General features: G+C 58.8%; 14 protein-coding genes. 5 read left to right on the forward strand and 9 right to left on the reverse strand.

The window, feature by feature from the left end; translation table 11 throughout:
• Positions 1 to 124: 124 nt before the first annotated feature.
• The 5 genes from J3364_RS22180 to J3364_RS22200 form a co-directional block, all read right to left on the reverse strand.
• Entirely contained in the window at positions 125 to 319 is a 195-nt protein-coding gene (locus tag J3364_RS22180) for a hypothetical protein (RefSeq protein ID WP_349560349.1), read from the reverse strand.
• Positions 309 to 1,148 carry a CDP-diacylglycerol--serine O-phosphatidyltransferase gene (gene pssA, locus J3364_RS22185; RefSeq protein ID WP_349560350.1) on the reverse strand — a complete coding sequence of 280 codons (840 nt, stop codon included), beginning with the start codon at positions 1,146 to 1,148 and terminating at the stop codon, positions 309 to 311. The genes J3364_RS22180 and pssA overlap by 11 nt, the downstream gene beginning before the upstream one ends.
• A 139-nt stretch (positions 1,149 to 1,287) precedes the next feature.
• Complete coding sequence (gene ilvC / locus J3364_RS22190; RefSeq protein WP_349560351.1) at positions 1,288 to 2,304, reverse strand: ketol-acid reductoisomerase; 1,017 nt, start codon at positions 2,302 to 2,304, stop codon at positions 1,288 to 1,290.
• Positions 2,305 to 2,362: 58 nt separating this feature from the next.
• Complete coding sequence (ilvN, locus tag J3364_RS22195; protein ID WP_123636764.1) at positions 2,363 to 2,854, reverse strand: acetolactate synthase small subunit; 492 nt, start codon at positions 2,852 to 2,854, stop codon at positions 2,363 to 2,365.
• Between the two features lie 3 nt (positions 2,855 to 2,857).
• Positions 2,858 to 4,576 (reverse strand): acetolactate synthase 3 large subunit, encoded by a 1,719-nt coding sequence (locus tag J3364_RS22200; RefSeq protein WP_349560352.1) that lies wholly within the window; start codon positions 4,574 to 4,576, stop codon positions 2,858 to 2,860.
• 527 nt (positions 4,577 to 5,103) lie between these two features.
• On the opposite strand from J3364_RS22200, the gene J3364_RS22205 reads away from it, so the two are divergent.
• A complete protein-coding gene (locus J3364_RS22205) occupies positions 5,104 to 5,559 on the forward strand; it encodes a DUF4124 domain-containing protein (protein WP_349560353.1) in 456 nt (151 codons plus the stop codon).
• Positions 5,560 to 5,635: 76 nt separating this feature from the next.
• On the opposite strand, the gene clpB is transcribed toward J3364_RS22205, so the two are convergent.
• The 3 genes from clpB to rluD all read right to left on the reverse strand — a co-directional run bounded on the left by clpB (position 5,636) and on the right by rluD (position 10,107).
• Positions 5,636 to 8,218 carry an ATP-dependent chaperone ClpB gene (gene clpB / locus J3364_RS22210; RefSeq protein WP_349560354.1) on the reverse strand — a complete coding sequence of 861 codons (2,583 nt, stop codon included), beginning with the start codon at positions 8,216 to 8,218 and terminating at the stop codon, positions 5,636 to 5,638.
• Positions 8,219 to 8,395: 177 nt separating this feature from the next.
• Positions 8,396 to 9,139: a peptidoglycan editing factor PgeF gene (gene pgeF, locus J3364_RS22215; RefSeq protein ID WP_349560355.1), complete on the reverse strand. Its 744-nt coding sequence runs from the start codon at positions 9,137 to 9,139 to the stop codon at positions 8,396 to 8,398.
• Positions 9,136 to 10,107 carry a 23S rRNA pseudouridine(1911/1915/1917) synthase RluD gene (gene rluD, locus J3364_RS22220; RefSeq protein ID WP_349560356.1) on the reverse strand — a complete coding sequence of 324 codons (972 nt, stop codon included), beginning with the start codon at positions 10,105 to 10,107 and terminating at the stop codon, positions 9,136 to 9,138. Before rluD ends, pgeF begins: the two co-directional genes overlap by 4 nt.
• Before the next feature lie 99 nt (positions 10,108 to 10,206).
• On the opposite strand from rluD, the gene J3364_RS22225 reads away from it, so the two are divergent.
• On the forward strand, positions 10,207 to 11,037 hold the full coding sequence (locus tag J3364_RS22225) for an outer membrane protein assembly factor BamD (protein WP_123634218.1): 831 nt from the start codon (positions 10,207 to 10,209) through the stop codon (positions 11,035 to 11,037).
• Positions 11,038 to 11,059: 22 nt separating this feature from the next.
• Here J3364_RS22225 and J3364_RS22230 read toward each other — a convergent pair whose 3' ends face one another.
• Entirely contained in the window at positions 11,060 to 12,715 is a 1,656-nt protein-coding gene (locus tag J3364_RS22230) for an NAD+ synthase (protein WP_349560357.1), read from the reverse strand.
• A gap of 94 nt (positions 12,716 to 12,809) precedes the next feature.
• Between J3364_RS22230 and J3364_RS22235 the strand changes: the two genes are divergently transcribed.
• The 3 genes from J3364_RS22235 (at position 12,810) to J3364_RS22245 (ending at position 16,531) form a co-directional block, all read left to right on the forward strand.
• On the forward strand, positions 12,810 to 14,444 hold the full coding sequence (locus J3364_RS22235) for a sensor histidine kinase (protein WP_349560358.1): 1,635 nt from the start codon (positions 12,810 to 12,812) through the stop codon (positions 14,442 to 14,444).
• 58 nt (positions 14,445 to 14,502) lie between these two features.
• Positions 14,503 to 15,882 (forward strand): sigma-54-dependent transcriptional regulator, encoded by a 1,380-nt coding sequence (locus J3364_RS22240; protein WP_349560359.1) that lies wholly within the window; start codon positions 14,503 to 14,505, stop codon positions 15,880 to 15,882.
• Between the two features lie 85 nt (positions 15,883 to 15,967).
• Positions 15,968 to 16,531 carry a GspH/FimT family pseudopilin gene (locus J3364_RS22245; protein WP_349560360.1) on the forward strand — a complete coding sequence of 188 codons (564 nt, stop codon included), beginning with the start codon at positions 15,968 to 15,970 and terminating at the stop codon, positions 16,529 to 16,531.
• The last annotated feature ends 123 nt before the right edge of the window (positions 16,532 to 16,654 follow it).

Here is a 16,654-nt window from a genome sequence, read left to right on the forward strand (position 1 = left end):
GATTTCGGCCCCGCCTCAGTGGCGTGCCCCTCGAAAGAGATGCGCATTCTACAGACCCCAGCGGACCTGTAAAGCCCTTTTTAAAGCTTTTTAGTCAAAGTCTCGGTTTTCCGAAATGAACTGTTCACAAAACACACAAGGCAACCAACAAACCGATCACAAAGTCACCAAAAAAGCCGCAAACCCGGCAAAACGGCGTCGAAGGAAAAGACCAACTCCCTGCCTGAAAACCTGAATCAGCGCCCATAAACGACAAAAGGGCCATTTTCAATTTGGAAACAGCCCTTTTATCAAACAAAACGCTGGCCTTATTGGTCACCTTCATTTCCGTCAGAAACAACCGGCTTGGATCGCCTCATTTTACGGAACAACGCCTGAGTCGGTCCGGACAGCCCATAGACCAGGAAACCGACAAAAAGCACCGTCCCAGGATCCAATGTCACGACCACAAACACCAGGACCACGACAAGAATGGCCGCAAAAGGCACACGCCCACGCAAGTCCAAATCCTTGAAGCTGCGGTAGAGAATATTGCTGACCATCAATACGCCCGCGCCAGCGACCACCAGAACCGTCAGCAACTTGAGCCAGACCTGGGGCTCGAATCCCTGGAAGCACCAGACCAGTCCCGCCACAACAGCAGCCGCAGACGGACTCGGCAAACCGACAAAATATTTCTTGTCCACCGAACCAATCTGAGTATTGAAGCGCGCCAAACGTAAGGCCGCACCGGCCACGTAAATAAAGGTTATGGCCCAGCCGAATTTACCGAAGCTGTTCAGGGACCAGAAAAACGCCACCAACCCCGGCGCCACGCCGAAAGCAACCATGTCAGCCAGGCTGTCGTATTCCTCACCGAACTTGCTTTGGGTATTGGTCATCCTGGCGACACGGCCGTCCAGACCATCCAGAATCATGGAGACAAAGATGGCAATAGCCGCTTTCTCAAACATGCTGTTGGCGGCGGACACCATCGCGAAGAAGCCTGAAAACAGCGAAGCCGTCGTCAGCAGGTTGGGCAGCAGGTAAATCCCCTTGCGACGGACCCGCGCGCCCTCAACCACTTCTTCTTCCACAACCTCTCCATCCTGCTGCAGCGCTTCATCTGTGTTCGAGGCGCCATGTTCCGATTCGTTTTTTTCACTCATTCCGATTCAACCCACAAAACATGCAACGGGCATTATAGCTGATCCACCACCCTGTACGGTCAAGTGACAGAAATGCAAACCAAGATGCCCACAACGAAAAAACGCGACCCGAAGGTCGCGTTTTCCGAAAAACTAACGCTTAGTTCTTTTCCTTGTCCACGATCTTGTTCGCGGAGATCCACGGCATCATGGAACGCAGCTTCTCACCCACCACTTCGATGTCGTGACCGGCATTGAGGCGACGACGCGCCGTCATGGACGGATAGTTGGTGTTACCTTCCTGAATGAACATCTTGGCGTATTCACCGCTCTGGATGCGCTTCAGTGCATTGCGCATGGCTTCGCGGGACTGCTCGTTGATGACTTCCGGACCGGTGACGTACTCACCATACTCCGCGTTGTTGGAGATGGAGTAGTTCATGTTGGCGATACCGCCTTCATACATCAGGTCGACGATCAGCTTCAGCTCGTGCAGACACTCGAAGTACGCCATTTCCGGCGCGTAGCCCGCTTCGGTCAGCGTTTCGAACGCAGTTTTGACCAGCTCAACGGTACCGCCACACAGAACCGCCTGCTCACCAAACAAATCGGTTTCAGTCTCGTCCTGGAATGTGGTTTCAATGATACCGGTACGGCCACCACCGATCGCACTGGCATAGGACAGCGCGATGTTCTTGGCGTTGCCGGAAGCGTCCTGGTGGATGGCAATCAGATCCGGGATGCCGCCACCGCGAACGAACTCGGTGCGTACGGTATGGCCCGGCGCCTTCGGTGCCACCATGATCACGTCCAGATCCTTGCGAGCCACGATCTGGTTGTAGTGAACGTTGAAGCCGTGGGCGAACGCCAGCACGCCACCGTTCTTCAGGTTCGGCTCGATCTCGTTTTCGTAGATGGCTTTCTGGTTCTCGTCCGGAGCCAGAACCATCACGATGTCGGCTTCCTTGGACGCTTCAGCAACCGTCTTAACGGTCAAACCAGCCCCTTCGGCCTTGGCAGCTGAGGAAGAGCCGGCACGCAGACCGACCACGACGTCGACGCCGGAATCCTTCAGGTTGTTGGCGTGAGCGTGGCCCTGGGAGCCGTAGCCGATGATCGCCACTTTCTTGCTCTGGACGATGGAGAGATCACAATCTTTATCGTAAAAAACCTGCATAACTTTCCCCTGTTACCTATCGGACCGCATCCGGTCGCGATTCATGAGATGGTTTCAATCAGATGCTGAGTACTTTCTCGCCCCGGGCAATACCCGAGACACCCGAACGCACGACTTCCAAAACACCGGTGGTACCGACGGCCTGGATAAAGGCATCGAGCTTGTCACTGTCCCCGGCCAGCTGGACGGTATAGACCGTACTGGTCACGTCCACAATCTGCCCCCGGAAGATGTCGACGGTTCGCTTGATCTCCGCGCGCTGCGACCCGCTCGCCTTGAGCTTGATAAGCATCAGTTCGCGCTCGATGTGCGATCCCTCGGTGAGGTCGACGAGTTTGACCACTTCAATCAGCTTGTTCAGCTGCTTGGTGATCTGCTCGATGACCCGGTCCGAGCCCGTCGTGGTGACCGTCAGGCGCGAAAGCGTCTCGTCCTCGGTGGGTGCGACCGTCAAGGTCTCGATGTTGTAGTTGCGCTGGGAAAACAGACCCACGACGCGAGACAGTGCACCCGGCTCGTTTTCAAGCAAAACAGAAATGATTCGACGCATGGATCACACCCTCTCCGTTTTGCTGAGCCACATGTCCTTCATCGAGCCACGGGCCACCTGCATCGGGTAAACGTGCTCGTGCGGATCAACATAGATATCGATGAAGACCAGCTTGTCCTTCATCGCGAAGGCTTCCTTGAGTTTGGGCTCAAGATCTTCCTTGCGGTCGATGCGAATACCCACGTGACCATAGGCCTCGGCCAGCTTGATGAAATCCGGCAAGGATTCCATGTAGGACTGGGAGTGACGGGATTCGTAGTTCATGTCCTGCCACTGCTTGACCATGCCCAGAGCCTGGTTGTTCAGGTTGACCACCTTCACCGGCAGGTTGTATTGCTTACAGGTACTCAGCTCCTGGATGTTCATCTGGATACTGCCTTCGCCGGTGACGCAGATGACGTCATCGTCCGGGTAGCTCAACTTGACACCCATCGCCGCTGGCAGACCGAAGCCCATGGTGCCGAGGCCGCCGGAATTGATCCAGCGATTGGGTTTGTTGAACTTGTAGTACTGGGCCGTGAACATCTGGTGCTGGCCGACGTCGGTCGTTACGTAGGCCTCGCCATTGGTCAGCAGGTGCAGCGCTTCGATCACTTCCTGAGGCTTGATGTAGGTATCGCTCTTTTCGTAGCGCATACCGTGGAACGCCCGCCACTCGTCGATCTGTTTCCACCAGGCCTTGAGCGCTTCATTATCCGGCTTGGCCTTGCTTTCCTTGACCAGGGCAATCAGCTCTTTGAGCACCGAATCCACTGGACCGACAATGGGCACGTCGGCTTCGACCGTCTTGGAAATGGACGCCGGGTCGATATCGATATGGATGATGCGCGCGCCCGGGCAGAACTTCTCGGTGGCATTGGTCACCCGATCGTCGAAACGGGCACCCACCGCCAGGATCAGATCCGAATGGTGCATGGCCATGTTCGATTCATAGGAACCATGCATCCCCAGCCAGCCCAGCGACTGCTTATCAGATGCCGGGAAGCTGCCAATCCCCATCAGGGTATTGGTGACCGGATGACCCAGCATGTGTGCCAGATCCGTCAGCTGCTCCGAGGCCTTGCCAAGAACGACGCCACCACCGGCATAGATGATGGGGCGCTTGGCCGCCAGCAGCATTTCCGCCGCCTTGCGGATCTGGCCGGCATGGCCCCGGATCGCGGGATTGTAGGAGCGCAGTTTGACCTTTTTGGGGTACTCGTACTCGTAGCGCTCGTTAGGCGTGGTCATATCCTTCGGGATATCGACCACCACCGGTCCCGGACGGCCGGTCGCCGCGATGTAGTAGGCCTTGCGGATAACTTCGGGGATCTCCGACGGATGACGCACACTGATGTTGTGCTTCACCACGGGACGGGAGACACCGATCATGTCCGTTTCCTGGAAGGCATCCTCACCGATCAGCGTGGAAGCCACCTGACCACAGAGAACCACCATCGGAATGGAATCCATGAAGGCTGTGGCAATGCCGGTAATGGTATTGGTCGCACCGGGACCGGACGTCACCAGTACGGTACCGGGCTTGCCACTGGCCCGGGCGTAACCATCCGCCATGTGAACAGCGGCCTGTTCATGGCGAACCAGGATGTGTTTGACTTTGTCCTGCCTGAACAGGGCGTCATAGATATGCAGCGCTGCACCACCCGGATAACCGTAGATGTACTCGATCCCTTCATCCTGCAGGGAACGAATCAGCATGTCTGCGCCAGACAATAACTCCACTTTCTCTACCCTCTCTATAGAGTGAATGTACCGGACTGTCGCCGGTTGCCTGGGGTTCCGGTGCATTGCTTCTTGTGAAAGCCGGACCGGACATTCCACCACACTGAGGGACGCAGAGGTTGTCTCTCCTGGCCAGCCGGGCCTCCTGAGGGTGCCGGAGGTCGGCCATTCGTCGGGCTGCACGGAATACAGCCCCATCACGCGGGCTGCGCGAAAGGTTCAGCGTGGTAATCAACGGGGATACTGCTCGGGATTGCCTGCCGTATTCACCCCTGTTTTCAGGCAATCGCCAATTGTGACAGCGGGAAACGTCCTGTCAATAGCGAAGCCTCGCCAAGGCGCGCCGCGGCGGGTTTTGGGGAGCAATGCGGTTACATAATTACGACAGCCCGATGCTGGCCATTGCACAGTTTTTGGCTAATCCTAAGCAGAACGGGCCCAGCCATGGCAGAATGGCGGCGTGAAGACAGTTGAATCCGCCGGCGATGTCCGATTGCCGGTTGAACAGGGAAACAGGTTGTATCTGCATGAAAACACTTGGCATTGCTCTGACCTTTTTACTCGCCATCAGCTCTTTTACGGCAACCGCCGCTTCCGTCTATAAATGGAAGGATGAAAATGGCGTCGTTCACTTCGGCGACCAGAAACCGATGAACAAGCAGAGCGAGACCGTCAATGTTCGCTCCGGCACGTCCAAGGCGGACACCAACGAGAAACGGATGTCGCCCCAACAGGAAGTGGACGCCCTCGACAAATCCCGCGCCGAGCAAGCCAAGAAAGACAAAGAGAGCCGAGAGGAAGAAGCTCAGGCCAAGCAACGCCAGAAGAATTGCGAAATCGCCACCAAGAACCTGCAGACCATCAGCAACAACGCCCGCATCAAGATCAGCGAAGACGGCGAGCAGCGCTACCTGACTCCGGAAGAAATCCAGAAGAAGAAAGAGCAGTTCCAGAAAATCATCGATGAAGATTGCGCGAACTGAGCCATCGTCGTCTCAAAATAAAAAGGGGCCTCAAGAGGCCCCTTTTTCGTTAGGTTAATGGATAACCGTTCCTTGATCAGGCGGCTTTACGACTAAACCCCAACTGATCGCCGTCGACGTCCGCCACAATGGTGTCGCCCGGCGCAAAGTCACCCTTCAGCAGGCGCTGAGCCAACGGGTTTTCGATCAACCGCTGGATGGCCCGCTTCAAAGGACGCGCGCCATACACCGGGTCGTACCCCACTTCGCTGATCCGATCCATCGCGGCATCGGACAACTCCAGCGTCATGTCCTGATCCCGCAAACGACGACTCAGCGAACCGATCTGAATCCGTGCGATCCCTTCGATCTGGTTGCGCGCCAGCGGATGGAACACCACCACTTCATCAACCCGGTTGATGAATTCCGGGCGGAAATGGGTGCCGACCACCTCCATCACCGCGTCTTTCATGGCGTTGTAATCGTCCTTGCCGGCCATGGTCTGGATCAGGTCCGACCCCAGGTTCGACGTCATCACGATCACCGTGTTGCGGAAATCGACCGTGCGCCCCTGGCCGTCGGTCAGGCGCCCATCTTCCAGCACCTGCAACAGGATGTTGAACACGTCCGGGTGCGCCTTTTCCACCTCATCGAGCAACAGGACAGAATAGGGCCGGCGACGGACCGCTTCGGTCAGGTAGCCCCCTTCCTCGTAACCCACATAGCCGGGAGGCGCGCCGATTAACCGCGCCACGGAGTGCTTCTCCATGAACTCGGACATATCGATCCGCACCATCGCCTCTTCCGTGTCGAACAGGAATGAGGCCAGCGACTTGCACAGCTCGGTCTTGCCCACGCCCGTGGGCCCAAGGAACAGGAACGAGCCGTTGGGCCGGTTGGGATCGGACAGCCCGGCACGGGACCGCCGCACGGCATTGGCCACGGCCTCGACCGCTTCGTCCTGCCCAATCACCCGCTCATGCAGGGCCTCTTCCATGCGCATCAGCTTATCGCGCTCACCCTCGAGCATCTTGGACACGGGAATGCCGGTCCACTTGGACACGACTTCGGCGATCTCTTCGTCCGTCACCCGGTTACGCAGCAGCTTCATTTCCATCATCTCGGCCTGGCTGGCCATATCCAGCTGGCGCTCGAGTTCCGGAATCGTGCCGTATTGCAGCTCGGACATTTTGCCCAGGTCGCCGGCACGACGGGCGTTTTCCAGATCAATCCGGGCCTGTTCCAGCTGGCTCTTGATCTTCTGGGAGCCGTGCAGAGCGGCTTTTTCCGTATTCCAGACTTCCTCGAGGTCGGCATACTCGCGCTCGACGTTGCCAATCACATCCTTGAGTTCCTCAAGACGCTTCTTGGATGCCGCATCGGTTTCTTTCTTCAGGGCCTCGCGCTCAATCTTGAGCTGGATCAGCCGGCGCTCCAGACGGTCCAGCGCCTCCGGTTTGGAGTCCATCTCCATACGGATCTGGCTGGCCGCTTCATCGACCAGGTCGATCGCCTTATCCGGCAACTGCCGGTCGGTGATGTACCGGTGCGACAGTTTGGCCGCCGCAATGATCGCGCCGTCGGTAACCTCAACGCCGTGGTGTACTTCATAGCGCTCTTTCAGCCCGCGCAGGATGGCAATGGTGTCTTCCTCGGAGGGCTCGGACACCAGCACTTTCTGGAATCGACGTTCGAGGGCGGCATCCTTCTCGATGTTTTCACGGTACTCGTCCAGGGTCGTGGCACCCACGCAGTGCAGCTCGCCCCGTGCCAGCGCTGGCTTGAGCATGTTGCCCGCGTCCATGGAGCCTTCGGCCTTGCCGGCTCCAACCATGGTGTGGATCTCATCGATAAACAGGATAATCTGACCTTCCTGTTTGGACAGCTCATTGAGCACCGCCTTGAGACGTTCCTCGAACTCCCCGCGGAACTTGGCGCCCGCAATCAGCGACCCCATATCCAGGGACAGGACCTTTTTGTCCTTGAGACCGTCAGGCACCTCGCCATTCACGATCCGCTGAGCCAGACCTTCGACAATCGCCGTTTTACCCACACCGGGCTCGCCGATCAGCACCGGGTTGTTCTTGCGCCGGCGCTGCAGGACCTGGATGGTGCGGCGGATTTCGTCGTCCCGGCCGATCACCGGATCCAGCTTGCCTTCAGCCGCGCGCTCGGTCAGGTCAATCGTGTACTTGGACAGGGCCTGACGATTCTCTTCGGCCGAGGCGTCGTCCACCGATTCGCCACCGCGGACTTCATCGATCGCCTGCTCCAGCGCCTTGCGGTCCACGTTGTGTTCGCGCAGGACGCGCCCCAACGTGCCCCGATCTTCAAGCGCCGCCAGCAGGACCAGCTCGCTGGAAATGAATTGGTCCTTGCGCTGCTGCGCCAGTTTGTCGGCAATGTTGAACAGGCGCCCGAGATCATTGGACATGGCCACGTCGCCGGCCGAACCTTTGACCTCCGGCAGGTTTTCGATTTCCCGGGCCACGGACTGGCGCAGGCGCGCCGGGTCCGCCCCGACCTGCTTCAGCAGGGGTTTGATAGAACTGCCGTCCTGATCCAGCAATGCCTGCATCAGATGGAGTGGCTCGATGAAGTTGTTGTCCTTACCCACCGCAATGGACTGCGCATCGGCCAGTGCGGTTTGGAGTCGACTGGTCAGTTTGTCGATTCGCATGTTGTTTCCTCGATTCTGGATAGAAAACGCCGCTGTCGGAGACGTTCAGTCCGTCTCTGGCGTTGTGATTTGTTTTAAATGTAGGGGCGTCGGAGGGGACTTCAAGCGGTCGTTAGGGAAATCAAGTAGACGATTGCGCTGGATCAAATTTACCGCAGGTGCCTGACCACTCTGGCGTCATACACGCCAGATCAGGCTGGCCATGCGACCGGTCTGGCCATCGCGCCGGTAGGAGTAGAAGCGTTCACGATCACGGAACGTACAGAAGCCGCCGCCATGGATCTGTGCGGCCTGGATGCCGGCCTGACACAGCCGGAGACGAGCCAGTGTGTAGAGATCAGCGAGGTAATGACCGGGCCGTTCGGGAGAATGGCGAAAAGCGGACACCGCGCTGTCATCGTTATCCACGAAAGCCTGAAAAACCTCGCTACCCACTTCAAAAGCATCCGGACCGATGGCCGGGCCGAGCCAGACACTCACTTCATCGACGCTCTGGAACGTGGATAGCGTCGCCTCCAGCACCCCAGAAGCCAGGCCGCGCCAACCGGCATGAGCCGCCGCGACCTGAGAGCCGTCGCCGGCGCAGAACAACACCGGCAGGCAATCCGCGGTCAGAATGGCACAGGCCACGCCTGGATCGCGTGTCCAGGAGGCGTCGGCTTCGCCACCTGCTTCGCCGGGCAAGGCCGCCACGTCCTTGCCATGGACTTGCCGAACCCAGCCGATCGACTCAGGCCTGAGCCTCATAGAAGTCGCCACGCGGAATCGATTGGCGGCGACCGCCGCGGCGTCATCACCAACGTGATCCCCCAGATTCAAGGTGTCATAAGGCGGCTCACTGATACCGCCGACGCGTGTCGTCACCGCCGCCCGGACATTGTCCGGCAACGACCACGCTGGCACGATCAGCGGCAGTGTCATCGTTGCTCCTGCGCGCGGGCGTGGGCGCGCAAGGCGTCCAGAAGCTCAGCCATGTCGGCGGGCAGCGGCGCTTCCCAACTCATTTCCTCATCCGTGGCGGGATGGACCAGGGTCAGCTTTCGGGCATGCAGGGCCTGGCGCTGGAACTGGCGCAGCACCTCCTTAAGTTCCGGCGTACAGCCCTTCGGCAATTGCATCCGACCGCCGTAGACCGGATCGCCGACCATGGCGTGACGGATATGGGCCATGTGCACCCGAATCTGGTGGGTCCGCCCGCTTTCCAGCTTACAGCGCACATGAGTGTGGGCGGGGAATCGTTCGACGAGTCGGTAATGGGTCACCGCCGGTTTGCCATCGGAGACGACCGCCATTTTCTTGCGCTGGGTGGGGTGCCGGCCAATGGGGGCGTCCACCGCACCGCCGCCGGTAATCGTGCCCACCATGACGGCATCGTATTCCCGTCCCATGGTACGGGTCTGCAACTGGTCCACCAACGAAGTGTGGGCAATCAGGCTGCGAGCGACCACCATCAAGCCACTGGTGTCCTTGTCCAGCCGATGAACAATGCCGGCCCGAGGCAGCTTGTCGACTTCCGGCGCATGGTGCAGGAGCGCGTTGACGAGCGTGCCGGCGGCGTGACCCGCGGCAGGATGGACCACCAGTCCGGCCGGTTTGTTGATCACGAGGATGTGCTCATCTTCGTAGATGATGTCCAGGTCGATGGATTCTGCTTCCCAGGTTACCTGGACTTCCGGCTCCGCATTGACGGCGATGACGTCGCCCAGCATGACCTTGTCACGCGGCTTGCGAGCCTGCCCGTTGACGGTCAGGTCGCCGGCTTTGATCCAGCCCTGGATGCGGGACCGGGAATGATCGGGCATCAGTTCCGCCACCGCCTGGTCCAGGCGACGGTCACTCAGCTCGGCCGGCACTTCAAATTCACCGCTTATACGGTCTTCCGCGGACATTCAATCCCCTAAATTTTTTGTAAAGCATGTCAGGCCCCTGCACAAGGTGGTATAGGGCCGTTACAATGTCGAACGCTTTTCATTATACGGGAATCAGGCATGAGATCAGGTGTTCGCTTGCTGCTGTTGTCGGCCATCCTCGCGATGATCGCCGGCTGTGCATCCAAACCGGAAGAAGTCCTGCCGGAAAAGACCTACTACGAGCAGGCCCGCTCGGCCATGAACGGGGGCAATTTCAACGAGGCCGAACGCAATCTCGAGTCCCTGGAAACCTACTACCCCTTCGGCCGCTACGCCGAACAGGCGCAACTGGACCTGATCTACGCCCGCTACCAGAATCTCGACCTGGAAGGTGCACGGTCCGCCGCGGATCGGTTCCTGCGGCTCAACCCGCAGAGCGAACACGCAGACTACGCCCTCTATATGCGCGGCCTGGCGTCGTACAACCTGGATATCAGCCTCGCCGGCAAGTTCTTCCCGATCGACATTTCCGAGCGGGATCCCGGGGAACAACGCCAGGCTTTCCGTGACTTCTCCGAACTGCTGAGCCGCTACCCCAACAGCGACTATGCCGCCGACGCCCGCCAGCGCATGGTGGCAATCCGCAACCGCCTGGCCAAGCTGGAACTGCACGCCGCGCGCTATTACATCAAGCGCCAGGCCTACATTGCGGCCAATAACCGGGCCCGCTACGTTCTGGAGAATTTCCCCAACACGCCGGCGGTCGAGGATTCCCTGAAGATCCTGATTGACACCTACCGCTTTCTCGACCTGAAGAAAGCGGCCGACGACGCGACGGCCCTGCTGGCGATCAACTACCCCAACAGCGATGCGTTCGACAAGAACATGAAATATCAGCCCAGCACCATCAAGACAGAAGATCGCTCGCTGAGCAGTGTCGTCACCTTTGGCCTGATGGGCGACGAGTAACCCGTCGCCCTGCCCCCCGGCGCTATTTGCCCAGCTTCCACCCGTTGGTGATGGGATAGCGCCGGTCCTTTCCGAAGCCCCGCTCCGTAATCCGCACTCCGATGGGCGCCTGCCGCCGCTTGTACTCGTTGATGTCCACCAACCGGACCACGCGCTCCACATCCGCGCGCTCGAAGCCCTGGGCGATGATCGCCTCGGCGCTCATATCCCGCTCGATATACTGGTGCAGAATCTGGTCGAGGGTATCGTAGCCCGGCAGGTTGTCCTCGTCTTTCTGGTCTGGCGCCAATTCCGCTGACGGCGGCCGGGTGATCACCCGCTCGGGGATAACGGCGCCCAACGTGTTGCGGTAATTGGCGATGCGGTACACCAGGGTTTTCGGCACGTCCTTGAGGACATCGAAGCCACCAGCCATATCACCATAAAGCGTGGAATACCCCACGGCCATTTCACTCTTGTTGCCAGTGGTCAGCACCAGCGAGCGGAACTTGTTGGAGAGGGACATCAGCAGTACACCACGCAACCGGGCCTGGAGGTTCTCCTCGGTCGTATCCGGCTTCGTGCCTTCGAACGGCGTCGCCAACGCGGCCATAAAGGCATCGTACATCGGCTCGATGGAGAAGACGTCGTACTGCACACCCAGCGCGGTGGCTTCGGACTCGGCATCCTCCAGGCTGATACCGGAGGTATAGCGGAACGGCATCATCACGGCCCGCACCCGCTCCGGGCCCAGTGCATCGACGGCAACCGCCAGCGTCACCGCCGAATCAATACCGCCGGAAAGCCCCAGCACAACGGACGCGAAGCCGTTCTTGTTGACGTAATCGCGGACACCTAGCACCAGGGCGTTGTAGACATTCTGCTCCAACGACGGCTCGGGAATCGGTGCCTGCGAGACAGGCTGGCAGTGTCGATCCACGATGAATTCGACGGGAAACAGTCCTTCGGCAAACTGCGGTACCTCAACAGCCAGCTCACCGGAGTGATCGACGACCATGGAGCCACCATCAAAAACCAGCTCATCCTGGCCGCCCACCAGATTGACGTACACCACGGACACGCCGTTTTCCCGGGCACGCCGCTCCAGCAACGCCTTACGGCGCGCCTGCTTGTCCAGGTCATAAGGGGAAGCGTTCAGGTTGAGGATGAGCCTGGCACCGGCTGCCGCCGCCTGCTCGACGGGGCCATCCATCCAGATGTCCTCACAGACGGTGATCCCGACAGGCACCCCCTGAATCAGGGTGACACAGGGCTCCGTGCCGGCCGCAAAATACCGCTTTTCATCAAACACCTGATAATTCGGCAACTGTTGCTTGAGGTAGGCGGCCCGATGCTCGCCCTGTTCAATGACCACCGCGGCATTGTAAAGCAGGCCAGCACGGCGCACCGGCGTGCCCACCACCAGGGCGGCGGGTAATTTCTCGGCCGCCAGCCGATCCAGCGCCTCTTCGACGCGACCATCGAGACTGGGGCGCAGCAGCAGGTCTTCCGGTGGATAGCCGGTCAGCGCCAGCTCCGGAAAAACGACGATATCAGCCCCCTGCTCGTCCACCGCCTTTCGGGCCGACGCCAGAATCTTATCGGCGTTTCCGGGGATGTCGCCAACCAGGCAATCCACCTGGGCCATGGTTACTGTCAGTCGTTGGCCGGGGGATGCCTCTGTCTGGCCGGAAATCATGCCTTTCTCCTGTCCACAAGCGGGTTTAAACCGCTATTATACCTGCCAACGTTTTATCCCTTCGACAGGAAACAGGATTTTTCGATCGCCTGCCATGACTCCGGACAGCGTTACATCAGCCCGCGACACCTTGCCGTTCCAGGAAAGCCAGCGCCCACGCCTGCTCCGTATCTATAACCACTATCGACTGGTCATCAGTCTTATCCTGGCCGGCCTGCTGTTTGTCGATCCAGGCACCCTGGACACCAAATTCCGGGCGCCGGAGTTCTACCAGATCTGCGTGCTGGCCTACCTGGCGCTGAACGTCTTCACGGCCATCATGCTCTTTGCCGGTGCCAAACCCAATCAGCGCCACATCACCCTGTCGATCCTGATCGACATCGTTGCCCTGCATGCCCTGTTGCTGTTCAGCGCCGGCATGACCAGCGGCCTGGCCAACCTGATCATTGTCACCGTCGCCGCCGGCAACATCCTGACCCCGAGCCGTGTCGGCCTGTTCTATGCGGCTCTTGCCACTATCGGCTCGCTGGGCGTTGCCACCTGGTCCTCCCTGACCTTTGAGACCAATGCCGACGAGATCGTCCGGGCCGGTTCACTGGGCATTCTCTATTTCGCAGCGGCCTTCCTGCTCCAGAGCATCACCCGACGCATGATCCGCAGCGAACAACTCGCCAGCTCCCGCGCCCAAAGCCTGCATGAACTGGAACAGATCAACCAGCAGATCATCCAGCGGATGCGAACCGGCATTATCGTTACCGACCGTTTCGGGCTGGTTCGTCTGGCTAACGCCGCTGCCCATGAACTGCTGTTTGGCGACCGCCCCGGGAACGACGATATGGGATTGCTGCCGCCACCTCTGAGACAACGATTGGACCAGTGGGTGAACTCCCCCGGAACCCGAACCGAGCCGTTCCAGGCAACGCCCATTGCCCCCATGCTCCAAGCCAACTTCACCCGGCTTCATCAGGAACGGGGCGATCACATCCTGATATTCATCGAGGATATGAGTAAAGTGACGCTCCAGGCGCAGCAAATGAAGCTGGCGTCACTCGGGCGGCTGACGGCCGGTATCGCCCATGAGATCCGCAATCCGCTCGGCGCCATCAGTCACGCGGCACAATTGCTGAATGAATCACCCAACTGCGATGCTGCTGACCGTAAAATGGTCGACATCATTCAGCGGCATTCCAAACGGGTCAACGGTATTATCGAGAACGTACTGGACCTGTCCCGACGCCGCCAGGCGGACATCGAACTGGTCCAGATCGACAGCTGGCTGCAGGAATTTGTCGAGGACTATCAGCATGGCGCGAGCAACGGGATGGACGGCAACACGCCGAACATCATGCTCGATCTTCCCGACCAGGCGCCACCGGCCCGCTTCGACAAAAGCCAGATGGCTCAAGTGTTGGTCAACCTGTGCGATAACGGCTTGCGCTACAGCAAGGCCCAAACCGGCAAGGCAACACTGAACATCTGTGTTGGTGTCACCGGGGATGGCGAACGCTGCTATATCGACATTCAGGATCAGGGAGCCGGTATCAGCAGCGAGCAACGCGAACACATTTTTGAGCCGTTCTACACCACCGACCAGAGCGGCACCGGCCTGGGGCTTTATCTGGCACGGGAGCTGTGCGAAGCCAACCAGGCCCACCTGGCCTTACTCGACAACGGCCGGCCAGGGAGCTGCTTCCGGATCACCTTTGCCCATCACGGGCGGCTGATCTAGAACGATCTCCGAAACGGCCAACAACGACGAACCACTAACAACAGGACGAGACGGTGCAATGACCACACCGACAGCGCTGATCATCGACGACGAACCGGATATCCGGGAGCTGCTGGAAATCACGCTCATGCGCATGGACATCCAGGTCAGGACAGCCGCCGATGTCACCACGGCCAAGGCGATACTGGAATCCGATCCGCCGCAGCTGTGCCTGACGGACATGAACCTGCCGGACGGCAACGGGATTGAGCTGGTCCAGTGGATTCAGCGGGTTTGCCCGCAAACGCCGGTGGCCGTGATCACCGCCTACGGCAGCATGGACACCGCCATCGAAGCCCTCAAGGCCGGCGCCTTCGATTTCGTTTCCAAGCCCGTCGAACTGCCCCGCTTGCGCGAACTGGTGAACAGCGCCCTGAAGCTCTCCAAACCCGAAGCCGAACGCACGGGAGAGGACGACCCCGGCCTGTTACTGGGCCAGTCCGAAGGCATCCGCCGTCTGCGCAACCAGACCCGTAAGCTGGCTCGCAGTCAGGCGCCGGTCTTTATCAGCGGCGAATCCGGTAGCGGTAAAGAACTGGTGGCCCGGATGATTCACATGCAGGGTCCGCGGCAGGAAGGCCCGTTTATCGCGGTAAACTGTGGCGCCATTCCCTCCGAACTGATGGAAAGCGAGTTTTTCGGTCACAAGAAAGGCAGCTTTACCGGCGCGACCGACAACAAGGCCGGTCTATTCCGTTCCGCCGACGGCGGCACCCTGTTCCTCGATGAGGTAGCCGACTTGCCGCTGAACATGCAGGTCAAGCTGCTGCGGGCGATTCAGGAAAAAGCCGTGCGCCCTGTCGGAGAGTCCCGCGAATTCCCGGTCGATATCCGAATCCTCAGCGCGACCCACCGGGACCTGCCCACTCTCGTCCAGGAGGGCGATTTCCGCCAGGACCTGTTCTATCGCATCAACGTAATCGAACTGAAAGTCCCGCCGTTGCGCGAGCGCCCGGACGACATCGAACTGCTGGCCCAGCATATCCTGACCCGCCTGGCCCGGGACTATGAGTGCGATCCGGCCTCGCTGACACCGGCCGCCCTGCAGAAACTCAAACAGTACGACTTCCCGGGCAACGTTCGCGAACTCGAAAACGTCCTGGAACGCGCATTCACCCTGTGCGACCTGGACCAGATCGATGCCGACGACCTGCACATGGGCCACGGCCCGGTGACCACCAGTCGTATCGAGGCGGATCCCGACGCCGCGCCCGGCGCTGCGGTGGAACTGCCGGATGATGGCGAGCTGGATCTGGAAAATTATCTTGAGTCGATCGAGCGCAAGGCGATTGAAAAGGCGCTGGAGGCGACCCGGTGGAACAAGACGGCCGCAGCCAAGAAGTTGGGGATCAGTTTTCGGGCGTTGCGGTATAAGTTGAAGAAGTTGGGGATGGAGTAGCCCCAGTCAACTAATGAATCAGCCCAACCCCTATAAAAGCGGTTCAGGATGAATCGGCAAATTTAAACGAAAAGGAGTTCGAACTATGGCTCTTCGACGACTAGCGAAGGGATACACCTTACTTGAGTTGCTTATTACCTTGGCTGTCGCAGCGGTCCTCCTCAGTATCGCTGCCCCATCTTTTGAGAATCTAATCGTCACAACCAAAGCGGATGAAGCCCGCAACGATTTGTATTCAATGTTTCAGTTTGCCCGATCAAAAGCGATCAGCGATAAAAGTACGGTCACCGTTTGCCCATTAGATGATTCAGGTAGCTGCACATCACAATGGAAACATAAAATCAGCGTTTTTGAAGACGCAAACAGCAACAGCCAACTGGAACCTGACGATCAGGTTATTCGCACTCTATCTCTGGACATGGGCGACTGGAATGTGCTGAAAATCCCAACCAGTCGCCCGCAATTCCAGTGGAATGCCATAGGTACCGCAAACGGCTCGGCAGGTTCCCTGGAAATTTGTAACCCGAAATCGCAAAAGGGAGCCAGAGCGTTAATTATTTCTTTCGCTGGCCGAGTACGAACCTCCCTGGATTATGATCACAACGGTATCGATGAACGATCTCCGGGAGCATCTATTGATTGCCAATAATTAGTCGCCCCTGCAAAAACGCCGTTTTCAGACAGCCAGCAATTTACCGGTCTCTGCCGATTCATCCGGCAACGCCGGGGTTGACCATAAAATAGCCAATATCAGGCGTAAATGCCGTCCGTT

The sequence above is a fragment of the Marinobacter sp. NFXS9 genome (genome assembly GCF_040148665.1).
In the GTDB taxonomy this organism is placed as follows: domain Bacteria; phylum Pseudomonadota; class Gammaproteobacteria; order Pseudomonadales; family Oleiphilaceae; genus Marinobacter_A; species Marinobacter_A mangrovi.